Source organism: Methylomonas sp. BG-2 (genome assembly GCF_057766305.1).
In genome coordinates this window covers 16,204-27,888 of record NZ_JBYMAP010000020.1, presented here as the reverse complement: position 1 = coordinate 27,888, position 11,685 = coordinate 16,204, and the positions used below count along the sequence as shown (strand labels likewise).

General features: G+C 52.8%; 13 protein-coding genes. 8 read left to right on the top strand and 5 right to left on the bottom strand.

The features are described from left to right. Nucleotides 1-1,570 (top strand): hypothetical protein (locus tag AC3B8H_RS03365; RefSeq protein WP_488440207.1); only part of this gene is annotated, 1,570 nt, incomplete at its 5' end. Between the two features lie 31 nt (nucleotides 1,571-1,601). Here the strand turns inward: AC3B8H_RS03365 and AC3B8H_RS03360 are convergent. After that, complete coding sequence (locus tag AC3B8H_RS03360) at nucleotides 1,602-2,048, bottom strand: GNAT family N-acetyltransferase (protein ID WP_488440206.1); 447 nt, start codon at nucleotides 2,046-2,048, stop codon at nucleotides 1,602-1,604. Between the two features lie 145 nt (nucleotides 2,049-2,193). Here AC3B8H_RS03360 and glyQ point away from each other — a divergent pair, with 145 nt between their 5' ends. The 6 genes from glyQ to AC3B8H_RS03330 are packed head-to-tail and all read left to right on the top strand — an operon-like array spanning nucleotide 2,194 to nucleotide 7,985. Beyond that, complete coding sequence (gene glyQ / locus AC3B8H_RS03355; RefSeq protein WP_488440205.1) at nucleotides 2,194-3,099, top strand: glycine--tRNA ligase subunit alpha; 906 nt, start codon at nucleotides 2,194-2,196, stop codon at nucleotides 3,097-3,099. Between the two features lie 11 nt (nucleotides 3,100-3,110). Further along, the gene (locus AC3B8H_RS03350; RefSeq protein WP_488440204.1) at nucleotides 3,111-4,121 is read left to right on the top strand and encodes an AAA family ATPase; all 1,011 of its coding nucleotides are present in this window, start codon (nucleotides 3,111-3,113) and stop codon (nucleotides 4,119-4,121) included. Further along, a complete protein-coding gene (locus AC3B8H_RS03345; RefSeq protein ID WP_488440203.1) occupies nucleotides 4,114-4,632 on the top strand; it encodes a hypothetical protein in 519 nt (172 codons plus the stop codon). The genes AC3B8H_RS03350 and AC3B8H_RS03345 overlap by 8 nt, the downstream gene beginning before the upstream one ends. A 23-nt stretch (nucleotides 4,633-4,655) precedes the next feature. Continuing rightward, the gene (gene glyS / locus AC3B8H_RS03340) at nucleotides 4,656-6,722 is read left to right on the top strand and encodes a glycine--tRNA ligase subunit beta (protein WP_488440202.1); all 2,067 of its coding nucleotides are present in this window, start codon (nucleotides 4,656-4,658) and stop codon (nucleotides 6,720-6,722) included. Further along, the gene (gene gmhB, locus AC3B8H_RS03335) at nucleotides 6,719-7,261 is read left to right on the top strand and encodes a D-glycero-beta-D-manno-heptose 1,7-bisphosphate 7-phosphatase (protein ID WP_488440201.1); all 543 of its coding nucleotides are present in this window, start codon (nucleotides 6,719-6,721) and stop codon (nucleotides 7,259-7,261) included. The genes glyS and gmhB overlap by 4 nt, the downstream gene beginning before the upstream one ends. Continuing rightward, entirely contained in the window at nucleotides 7,182-7,985 is an 804-nt protein-coding gene (locus AC3B8H_RS03330; protein ID WP_488440200.1) for a lysophospholipid acyltransferase family protein, read from the top strand. Before gmhB ends, AC3B8H_RS03330 begins: the two co-directional genes overlap by 80 nt. Before the next feature lie 381 nt (nucleotides 7,986-8,366). Here the strand turns inward: AC3B8H_RS03330 and AC3B8H_RS03325 are convergent, their stop codons facing one another. The 3 genes from AC3B8H_RS03325 to AC3B8H_RS03315 all read right to left on the bottom strand — a co-directional run bounded on the left by AC3B8H_RS03325 (nucleotide 8,367) and on the right by AC3B8H_RS03315 (nucleotide 10,785). Continuing rightward, entirely contained in the window at nucleotides 8,367-8,504 is a 138-nt protein-coding gene (locus AC3B8H_RS03325) for a hypothetical protein (protein WP_168030184.1), read from the bottom strand. Between the two features lie 105 nt (nucleotides 8,505-8,609). Next, nucleotides 8,610-10,514 carry a DCC1-like thiol-disulfide oxidoreductase family protein gene (locus AC3B8H_RS03320; RefSeq protein ID WP_488440199.1) on the bottom strand — a complete coding sequence of 635 codons (1,905 nt, stop codon included), beginning with the start codon at nucleotides 10,512-10,514 and terminating at the stop codon, nucleotides 8,610-8,612. 142 nt (nucleotides 10,515-10,656) lie between these two features. Further along, nucleotides 10,657-10,785, bottom strand: coding sequence for a hypothetical protein (locus AC3B8H_RS03315; protein WP_255189959.1), 129 nt, complete (start codon nucleotides 10,783-10,785; stop codon nucleotides 10,657-10,659). A gap of 209 nt (nucleotides 10,786-10,994) precedes the next feature. Here AC3B8H_RS03315 and AC3B8H_RS03310 point away from each other — a divergent pair, with 209 nt between their 5' ends. Further along, nucleotides 10,995-11,414, top strand: a complete 420-nt coding sequence (locus tag AC3B8H_RS03310) for a hypothetical protein (protein WP_488440198.1) — start codon at nucleotides 10,995-10,997, stop codon at nucleotides 11,412-11,414. 55 nt (nucleotides 11,415-11,469) lie between these two features. Here the strand turns inward: AC3B8H_RS03310 and AC3B8H_RS03305 are convergent, their stop codons facing one another. Beyond that, nucleotides 11,470-11,643, bottom strand: coding sequence for a DUF2970 domain-containing protein (locus AC3B8H_RS03305; RefSeq protein ID WP_488440197.1), 174 nt, complete (start codon nucleotides 11,641-11,643; stop codon nucleotides 11,470-11,472). Nucleotides 11,644-11,685 lie beyond the last annotated feature (42 nt).

Here is an 11,685-nt window from a genome sequence, read left to right as displayed (position 1 = left end):
GGCGCGCCCCTGCGCGCCGCCGCCGCAATGGCAATCTTGGCTGGACCAAAATGTCAGTGCTGGAGCGGGCTACTTACTGATGAATATGATTTCTGGACGGATTCTGGAGCAAGACGGAGACTCACACACCGCATTACCGCCGGGTTCGTTGTTGAAAATTCCCTACGCGGCCGCGTTGCGGGACGCCAATCCCCAAGTACTCGCCACCGAGTTGGCGACCAGCGATACCGGCAAATTGCTACAGCGTCGCGCACAATTTCAACCCGAACTTTACCGACGATTTTTGCCCGCGCCTTCGCCACCAGATCCACCGCTAATCCCGATTGGCGAGCAAGATTGGCGCGTGTATTTGGGCGAACGCGACACCGACGGCGGTTTTCCGATTGTCGCGGACTTACCCGAATTAGCGCTGACCATGCGAGCCGCCTTGTTAAGCCGGCCCGCCTATTTTCGTGGCCTGGCCCAAAACGGCAGTCTGCCCGGCTCCACGTTGGCCACTCGTCCCGATACCGAGCTGGCCGTGTTGCGTCGCTTGCAGGCGCTCACCAAAACCGGCACGGTCTCAAGCACGGACGGGCGAGCCGAGATTGGTCACTTATTAGCGGCGTGGCCGGCCGGGCATCCGGTGTATTTGGCGCTTTTCCGCCAGCGCGGCGTCAACGGCGCTAGTGTCCTGGCCAGCGCCGCGCCGCGTCTGCAACACTGGCAACAACAATATCCCACCGAATTTGCGGCCGTCCGCGTGCGCTTACTGTCCGCCACCGACCGCGACAGCTGGCGGGCCGATCCAAACTGCCCGGAACTGGCCGGGCCAACCGGCCGCTTCAGCCGCTGCGGGTCGTTGACCTTGGTTTCCAGCGCGCGCGGCAGTCGCTCCGAGCGCATGATTGCGGGTCTATTGAACGACACCGGCGTTGGCCCGGCGATCTTGGAAACCGACGCGGAAACCTATGCCGATGGCGTGTTGGCCGCCGAAGCGCAAAACCTGACCGGCAGCGCCCGCCGGGCGATGCGAGCCGTCGCGACTTGGAACGGCAGCCACGGCCAACATCGCCACGCGGACAACCACGCGCTCTGCGACACCACCCATTGCATGGTTTTTCTCGGCGCGGAACCTAACGCCAAGTCACGAGGCGCGGAACGAACGGATCCCAACTTGTTGCGTTTACTGGATACGCTGGCGAACGACCTGACTTGGTTGCCCTTCGCCAACGGCGGCGACCAGCGCTGGACTCGCCAAATCGCGGCCGTTGAATTGCAAGGCCGTTTCGCGGAACAAGGCATCGACGCTATCCGCCGCGAACGCCGCAAATCCGGCGAACTGCTGATTCGATTGTATTATCCGGAAAGCGAGGAGATTTTGACCTGCGAAGTATTCCGCAACACGCTCAAATTGCCGTCTTGCCCGGACCGAATCAATGCGCTCGAAGGTGGAAGAATCTGGCAATTCGAAGGCATGGGCGCCGGCCACGGCTTGGGTTTGTCGATATTGCGCGCCCAAGCGCTGGCTAAAGCCGGTTACAGTGCCGAAGAAATATTGCGCGACGCCTATACCTCGGCCGGGGAATAAACCGGCTTAAAGTCAAACACTCGCGACCTGGTCACGCCAACGATAAGCGGTAAGGCCGCATCGGCGACGCGCAAAAACCTTCTCGCCGGTAGAAGTCCCGTGCCGCCGAATTATCAGCGTCGGTTAACAACGTGATCCGGCGGCACCCACCGGATTGGGCGTGTGCAATGGCCGCTTTCAGCAATCTTTGGCCGATCCCCGACCCACGCCGATTCGCTGTCACCACCATATCTTCCAGCCAGGCCACGCGCCCGCCGAGCGCCGTGGACACCGTGTATAGCAAGCTCACCATGCCAATTGGCCGGCCGGACTCCCGCGCCACCAGGATTTCGCCAATCGCCGGATCGCTTATGATGGCGGCCAGCCCTTGCTGTTGCGCCGCCGAATCCGGGCAAAATTCAGCTTCTTGTTGGAACAGCTCGGTCAATAAATCGCTTATGACCGCAATGTCGTCGATACTGGCCAAGTCGATCCGCATAGTGTTTTCTCCCCACTCGAAGCGATCAGTGTAACCGAATTTCCCGAGCAAACATCAGCGCTGAACGGTTGCCATCCGCCGCGTTCGAGGGGGCTTTTGGAGTATAATCGCGGCATTTATCTACTCCCATCAAATGGTTTGCGACGTGACGACGACTAACAATGATGTCTCTACTTTTCAGGGCCTGATTCTGACCTTGCAGCAATACTGGTCGGAGCAGGGTTGCGTGTTGTTACAACCCCTGGACCAGGAGGTCGGCGCCGGTACGTTTCACCCCGCGACATTTTTACGCGCCATCGGCCCGGAGCCTTGGAACGCGGCCTACGTCCAGCCTTCGCGCCGTCCCACCGACGGCCGTTACGGCGAAAATCCCAACCGTCTGCAGCATTATTACCAATTCCAGGTGATCATGAAGCCGTCGCCGGACAACATCCAGGAATTGTATTTGGGCTCGCTGCGCCATCTGGGCCTGGACTTGCTGGAGCACGACATCCGTTTCGTCGAGGATAACTGGGAATCACCAACCCTGGGCGCCTGGGGCTTGGGCTGGGAAGTCTGGTTGAACGGCATGGAAGTGACCCAGTTCACGTATTTCCAACAGGTCGGCGGCCTGGAATGCAAACCGGTCAGCGGCGAAATTACTTACGGCCTGGAGCGGATCGCGATGTATCTGCAAGGCGTGGAATCGGTGTTCGATCTGGTCTGGACCCGCGGCCCGCAAGGCGTCGTGACTTACGGCGACGTGTTCCACCAAAACGAGGTGGAGATGTCGGCTTTCAACTTCGAACACGCCAACGTGGAATTCCTGTTCCAATGCTTCGATACCTTCGAAGCGGAATGTCAAAAACTGCTCGAACAAAATCTGCCGTTGCCGGCCTATGAAATGGTCTTGAAAGCGTCCCACTCGTTTAACCTGCTCGATGCGCGCCACGCCATCTCGGTCACCGAACGCCAACGTTACATCTTGCGGGTGCGCAATCTGGCCAAGTCGGTTGCCGAAGCCTACTATGCCCGGCGGGAGAGTTTGGGTTTTCCGATGTGCCTTAGTTAAACGGAAATAACGTGAGCGCGTTTTTCAATTCGGTACAAATTCGCAACTTCAAGTCGCTGAAAGACGCGACATTGCAGGACTGCAAGCGAATTAATTTGCTGATTGGAAAGCCGAATGTCGGCAAATCGAATATTTTGGAGGCGATTGGGCTATTTTCGTTGCCTTATATTCAATATAGTCAAAGCGACAAAATTACTCAGTTTGTCAAACTAGACAGTTTGGAGGAAATGTTTTTTGATGGAAACACTGAAAAAACTATTGAGGTTATCACAGACGACTCTAGCACTCTATCTATAAAGTTAGAAGAGATCGATCACAAAGAACAGATAACAATAACAATAAAATCAGGCCCAGCATATAGGGGCGAAACCTCATTAGAAGTAAATCAGGATCTTAGCGTTTTATATCACACTCAAGGATACGGTGAGTCAAATTTTAGGTATTATAGATTTCCAAGCACATTTAATTTTGATAGACATTCTCTGAAAGAGCTAATACCTCCAAACGGCACCAACTTGTTTCAGGTTGCGCAAAAAGGAGCATTAAAACAAGAGCTATCTAAGCTATTTCAAGAGTATCGTTTAAGACTACTTTTTGACAAGACGAGTCACACGCTAAGAATTATTAAAGAGATAGACGACAACTCGGTTATTTCATTACCCTTTACAGCTATTGCTGACACCTTACAACGCATGGTGTTTTTCAAAGCTGCAATCGCTTCGAACACCGATTCAATTCTACTGTTCGAAGAACCCGAAGCCCATTGCTTTCCGCCGTATATTGCCCACATTACCCAGGAAGTCATTGCGGCCAACACCAATCAGTTTTTTATCGCCACCCATAGCCCGTATGTACTGAATGCGTTCTTGGAACAAAGCCGCGAGGAATTGGCCGTCTTTATTATCGATTATCAAGATGGACAAACGGTAATTAACCGCTTGACCGATGCCGAATTAACCGAAGTATACGACTACGGTATCGATGTGTTCTTTAATTACGAAAGATTCACTCATCATGGATAACCATATCCTGCCGGAGTGCTTTATTGATACCATGCTGACCGAAGCCTTGGTTCAAGGGTTAAGCAAATCCAACCACCAATCCGGTTGCAGCACGGTAACCAAAGTCATGCGCAATCGATTTGCCGATGGTTTCGCGGTTGGCGTGCTGGATGACGACAAAAAGCAAACACCCTATTTAAACGAATTGACATTGCTTGCGGATAAATCGGGATTAAGGCTTTATAAGCATCCGCTCAAAAACCATTATTTGATTTTGCATCCGCCTATCGAACAATGGATATTGGATGAGGCAAAATCGGCCAATATCGATTTAAGCGCCTACGGCTTACCCGACGAACGAAGTGCGTTGCAAAAACAAACCAAAACGGCCACCAGCAAACACGATTCGCGATTCAAACGGTTATTTCGCGATTTGAAATCCGGCGACAGTTTTAATCGTTTGTCGAATTGGCTCAGTTATTTAAAGCAGCATCCCTACGATGCCTGTATCGAACATTTACAACACCTATAAACCTTGCACCATAGGCAAACGCTGTGACGATCACTCAAGATTTATTATTCGAACTGGGCGGCGAAGAATTACCGCCAAAATCCCTGGAAAAACTCAGCCAGTCGTTATTGGACGGCATGGTCGCCGGCTTGAAAGACGCCGGCTTGAATTTCAGCGAAGCCAAGGCCTATGCCACGCCGCGCCGTTTGGCCGTTTTGATTCGCAATCTGGACAGCCAGCAGGCGGACAAGGTCGTCGAAAAACGCGGTCCGGCGCTGCAAGCGGCTTACGGGCCGGACGGCGCGCCGAGCAAGGCGGCATTGGGTTTTGCATCCAGTTGCGGCGCCAGTTTCGAGCAATTGGAGAAACTGGAAACCGACAAGGGTGCGTGGTTGATTTTCAAGCAAGCGGTCAAAGGCCAGCCGACCACTGAATTGATGCCGGACATTATTCGTAAAAGTCTGACGCAATTGCCGATCGCCAAGCGCATGCGCTGGGGCGACTACGATCACGAATTCGTGCGGCCGGTGCACAATGCGGTGTTGCTGTTCGGTAGTGAAATTATCGACGCCGACATCTTGGGCTTGAAAACCGGCCGCCATAGTTTCGGCCATCGCATGCACGCACCAAATCCGATCGAGTTGAGCCATCCGAACGAATACGTCGAAAAATTGTTGGCGGCGAAAGTCACCGTCGATTTCGAACAGCGCATGCGGCAGATCGAAACCGGCGCCCAGCAGGCGGCGACCGCATTGGGCGGCATCGCCCATATCGAGGAAGAGTTGCTGGAAGAAGTCGCGGCCTTGAACGAATGGCCGGTGCCGGTGGTCGGCAATTTCGACGCCCGCTTCCTGGAACTGCCGCAGGAGGTGTTGATCACCACGATGCAGTCCAACCAGAAATATTTTCCTGTCAAGAATGCGCAAGGCGGCTTGCTGGCGCATTTCATTACCTTCGCTAACATCGAAAGCTCCAATCCGGCTTCGATTCGCGCCGGCAACGAGCGGGTGGTATTGCCGCGTCTGGTCGATGCCGAATTCTTCTGGAAACAGGATAGAAAGCAATCCCTGGCCGACCGCGTCGACAGCCTGAAAACCATCGTGTTTCAAAAAGACCTGGGCACCTTGTTCGACAAGACCGAACGGGTCGCCCAACTGGCCGGTTTGATCGCCGAACAGCTTGGCGCCGACGTTGCGCTGGCAAAACGCGCCGCCTTGCTGGCCAAGACCGATTTGCTGACCAACATGGTTAGCGAATTCACCAACCTGCAAGGCACCATGGGCCGCTACTACGCGGCGGCCGACGGCGAGGATGCGGCGGTTGCCAATGCCCAGGAAGAACAATATTTTCCGAAACAATCCGGCGGGGAGATTCCCAAAGCCCCCATCAGCGTGGCGTTGGCCGTGGCGGAAAAAATTGATACTTTGGCCGGCATCTTCAGCGCCGGGCTGATTCCGACCGGCGACAAGGACCCTTACGCCTTGCGCCGCGCCACCTTGGGCATCTTGCGTACCTTGATCGAAAACGGCCTGGATCTGGATGTCGTCGAACTGCTGGACGCGGCCTTGGCGCAATTCAGCCATAAGTTCGACCAGGCCGAAACCCGGCAAAAAGTCGTCGGCTTCATCTTCGATCGGTTGAAAGGCTATTGCCTGGATCAAGGCTTCAGCAGCGACGAATTCGAAGCGGTGTTGGCGATTAATCCGACCCGGCCGTTCGATTTCTGGTTGCGGATGAAAGCGGTGCAGTCCTTCCGCGCCCTGCCCGAAGCCGAAAGCCTGGCCGCAGCCAACAAACGCATCATCAACATCTTGAAAAAGTCCGAGCAGCCGGTTTCCGACACCATCGGGAATTTGGTCGAGGCCCAGGAAAAAAATCTGCTAGTCGCCGCCGAGGAAGCTGAGTCCGCCATCTTGCCGTTGCTGGCCGAACAAAATTACCCAATGGCTTTGAGCCGTCTGGCACAGCTACGCGATACGGTCGATGCGTTTTTCGACCACGTCATGGTCAATACCGACGACGAGGCGTTGCGCAACAGCCGTTTGGCGCTGCTGGCGAAATTGTCCAGCCAATTCCTGAAAATTGCCGACATCTCGAAACTGCAAGCGTGAGCCGGCGTTTCGTCATTCTGGACCGCGACGGCACCATCAACATCGACTCCGACGCCTTTATCAAGACACCGGAGGAATGGCAGCCATTGCCGGGTAGTTTGGAGGCGATTGCGCTACTCAATCGCCACGGCTTCCAGGTGGTTGTGGTCAGCAATCAGTCGGGCATAGCGCGCGGCTTGCTCGATCTTGCCACGCTGGACGCGATCCACGCAAAAATGCAACAAATGACGGCCGAGACGGGCGGAGCCATCGAGGCGATCTATTTTTGCCCGCACGGCCCCGAGGACGTCTGCGACTGTCGTAAACCCAAAGCCGGTCTGTTTCGCCGCTTCTCGGCCGATTACCAAGCAGAGTTGGATCAGGTTTACGCGATTGGCGACTCGCTACGTGACCTGCAAGCCGCCGAAGCGGCCGGCGCCAAGCCCATTCTGGTCAAAACCGGCAAGGGCGAGAAAACCCTTGGCAATCACCCCGAACTTAACTGTCCTATCTTCGACACTCTTTATGACGCAGCCAACTTCATCGTCACGCAAAGCTGATTTCCGGGTCTATTTGGGCTCCACGTTATTCTTTATTTACATCCTGTTTTCCACCCCGATTGTCGGCGTACTGATACTGGGGGCAATACCGTTGTCGTTCGAACTGCGGTATAAAATCGCCGATATCTGGATAAACTACCTGATGTTTATGCTCAAGCTATGCTGCGGTTTGAGTTGCGAGGTGAAGGGATTGGAAAACGTTCCCAAGAACGGCGCGGCGGTGATACTGAGCAAGCATCAATCAGCCTGGGAGACTATCGCGCTGCGCCAGTTTATCTCGCCGCAAACTGCGGTCTTGAAGGAGTCGTTATTACGCATTCCGTTCGGCGGCTGGGGCTTGGCAACGTTAAAACCAATCGCGATCGATCGAAGCGCGCAGAAAGAGGCGCTGAAAATGTTGTTGGAACAAGGCACGGCCCGCCTCAAGGAAGGTCTGTTTGTGCTGGTGTTTCCGGAAGGCACTCGTGTCGCGCCGGGCGACTCCAAAAAATTCAATGCCGGTGGCGCGATGTTGGCACAAAAATCCGGTTTTCCAGTGATACCACTAGCTCATAATGCCGGCGAATTTTGGCCGCGCAACAGTTTTTTAAAGTACCCCGGTGTAATTAAGGTCAAGATCGGACCGACCATCGACGTTACCGGCAAAACGGCTAAAGAGATCAATGCCGCCGCGGAAGAATGGATTGCGAATGCGATGGCGGAGATTGCCACCGAAAGCACTTGATTCGAGAAGAAGGTATTAGGAAAAAAATCAGCTATCAAGACAAGGCCCGCCGAAGCGGGCCTTGCGGTTAGTTTTAGAGCTGTACGGAAGTAGAGCTTGAAACTTTTTGTTTGGATGCGTCCGGATCGTCCATGCAACCACTCAGGCCAACCAGCATCAGGGTGATCGCCAACAAAGACAGTACTTTTTTCACAATATCCTCCAAATGAATGTTTTTTATATTTTTCGTGTACGAAATCAAAAAGAATTAAGCACGGCGAAACTTATACAGACTAAAGCCGATTTTCGCAAACAAAATATCTTTGGGGAACGGTTTCAGAAAGAATAAGGCCCGCATTAAGCGGGCCTTATAAAAGGATTTTGCTAAATCCCTAACTACGATCAGTTGACGCCTGAACCTTGTTGGGCAGGAGTGCCGTAGTTTTTTGGTTTTGGATTACCTTGGTCTGGGTCGTCCATGCAGCCGCTCAAGCTAACAATCATCATCGCCATCGCAAGAAGAGACAAAACTTTTTTCATAACATCCTCCGAATAAAAATGTAGGTTTTTATAGTTCTCGTGCACAAATCTCGAGCACCAGGATTTTATAGCATGATCATTCTCGGCTTGCAACACCCCTTATATTCATAGCGAATCGATGTCTTTTGGCAGATTGATCTTGATTTCCTTACCGGACCAGACCGCCGAGCCTATCGCCTCCCAATCGCCAGATAAGTTATTATTTCGTAAATCTTTTTCCCAAAAAGACGGCGCACGGATTCGCTTCATTTTGATGATGAATTGGGTGTTTTCCAAGGCCAGTCCTGACTGTTTTCCCCAAAAAGCGGTGACCTTCATGATGAATTTCTTGAGCCTGAATTCGTCGATATTCGGCGTCACGGCGATGTTGGCCCACATCGAATGCACCCGCCCCCAATTAGGCGCCAGCATGCGTCCTTGCCGATTCACAAACGGCAACCAGCGTTCTTCGCCATCGGCATTCAGATAGGTGATGGCGAGAATGCGATCGTAGCCTTCAAAGTGGTCGTGCAAGTAAAGCGCGTGCGGCGTAATACCTAGAAAGGTATGCGACAGCATCAAAATCGCGTTGCTCACATCGGTTAACATGCCGGCCAGCGCCGTTTGCCGGGTGTCGACATGCAGACGATATAGCAAACCGTAGTGGATACTACTGTTAAGCTGAAAAATCAAAAGCACCAATGTGACTTTCGCAATCTTGTGGACTCGGCTACGCGCCGGAATCGCGTGCTCCGGCTCGAAGACTCGCTCATACCAAGAAGACGCTACTTCCGGCGCCGTTTCGGTAACGCAGGTAACGTCACAGCTCAGACGGGCGCGACTGTCGGCGATCGCTCGATACCGTCGGTATAACCAACCGTGCAGCAGCGGGAGATTCATCAGCCAACCTACCGGAGCAAGGTAGGCCATTGCGATCAGGATTCGCGCATAGGTATCGACGCCGGCATACACCCGGCCCTCGCTATCCACCGCATAGAGATCGGTCAGCAATTGCTGTTCGTCCAATTCCGCCAGCGCCGGATATTCGATCGCATGCACCTGAGCGGGCTTGAATTCCACCCGACGCAAAACGTCAAAATGAGCCAGCGTCAACACCGTGCGATTACACAGCGGGCATTGCCGGTCGTAGAACACGGTCAGCTCGGTCTTGCCCCGTAACCAAGCCCCGATGCGCCTATACCAGGAAAACGGCATAACCAAGGCATAAAAAATCAACATCCCCATGCCGAACGGATAAATATTGAACGATAAACTAATACCCAAGTGCAACGAGACGCCGACCAAAAAATACAGAGGCCGCAGGTGCTTTAGAAAGAAAAAAAACGGGAAACTGAATTGGAACACTATGATGGTGTAGCCTATGAACTTTTGCAGGCTTTCGACATTCAGCAACCAAGCCAGATCGACGGCTGAAATATAGTAGGGCATCGACGAAGGTAGCCAGGCCCCCAACCCGTTCCGCCAATGCTCGGCAAACATTTTGTGGATGGCGGAATCGAAATAAAGCAAGCCTAGGCAGATCGAAACCGGCAATATGTAGACCAACGCCGATACTTGCTCTACTCGATTCCGGTCGTAAATCGCAAACGGCGCGTGCAATTTGCGAATAAGCGCATCAACGGCGAAAGCCTTGTCCATCGGCATGAACATCAAGAAAAAATTACCGCCTATCATGAACAAATCGAAGCCGCCGTCGAAATCGCGTTGCATCGGCGTGAAGTTGACGAAAATCAGCCATAACAGGTAATTGGCAATGCTGGCGGCTTGGCAGCGGTAGCCCACCGCCAAACACAAAGCCACAACGGCCCAGATCCACAGCGCGAATACAATCATCGGAAATTCGACGTCGAGGTACGGGATAGGGTCGAAAATCAAATGATTGAAGTAGATTAGAAAGCACACTTCCTGAAGCGTGACCAGACCGAATAGCATGCGAAATAGCCCCACGCCGGTGGCGGGGACTCTTTTTGAGTAAAGCGTTGCGAATTTGGAAACGAGAGTTCTATACATGTTCGATCGAAACGGCGGGAGAAAAAGAGCAGGAATTATAAGGTATTGCAATCACCCACCCGAATTTTTGGCAAAAAAAAGGCGGCTACGGATCACTCCGTAGCCGCCTTTTCCAGAAAAGCTTGTTCGTAACCGAACTGTCTTATTCTTCGTCTTTAGGTTCGGCGAACACCCATTTTACGAAAAAATAGCCGGCAGCGATAATTACTACCGCGCCGATCATGCCTGAAGGTTCTTTCAGCATTTCTGTTAAGTCTAAGATCGCTCCCATGGGTGCCTCCTACCTAAATAAGTTAATTGTTATAAAATGTGCCAGTTCGTTGGCGGTCGAGCATCATATGTTACTTTAGCTGCTTGCAAAGTCAAGCAATTCGTGGGTGTTTGCTAAAGATCGCGGCGCAATTGCCATCCATAAAGAATATGAGTAGTATGGGCGCGTGTTAGCTTCATAACAATAACAATAGTCATAGGGGAGAAATCATGATAGGCGGCATAGTAATGGTTTTAACGGCGATCTGGGTCTACCAGACCATGATGAAAGCCAAAAAGGGTAATGTTCTGATGTGGGTGGCCGCATGCGCGGTGGTGTTTTTCGCGGTGGAATTCGTCGCTCAGATCTTTTGTATCGAAATCATCGACGCATTGGGCGGCAAGGACATCGGCGACAGCTACGACCGCGACCTGGCTAGCGTCAGCGACAGAAGAACCCAGGAAAATCCCGGCGGCTTCTTCGTCAACAGCTTGTGCGAATTGTTCCCGTCGATTGCCGGCGTTTTAGCGGTCGCGGTCATCCGCACGCTAGTCATTTTGAAGGAAGCACCGACGCCAGCCAATTTGTTCAGCGGCATCAAAGAGATGTTTATCAGCATCAAAGACAGCTTCAAAACTTCCAGTAATTGATAGCCACGCGTAAGCCAGCGTTGAATATGGCTTACGCGCCTTCCCCCGGTGCCGATCACCCCGTGACCAAAGACACCACTGTCACGATGGCAAAAATAAACAGTATCGTCGCAATCAATCCCACAATGATGTAAGCCGGTAGCGAACCGTGCTTGAAATCAATTTCCCGGTTTTTGTTGCTTTGTACGCCGATTCCGGCGGCGAGCACGCTTTTGATAACATGTAACATGCTGGGTTTCGTCATTTTTCCCCTCGGTGTATAAAACGGATT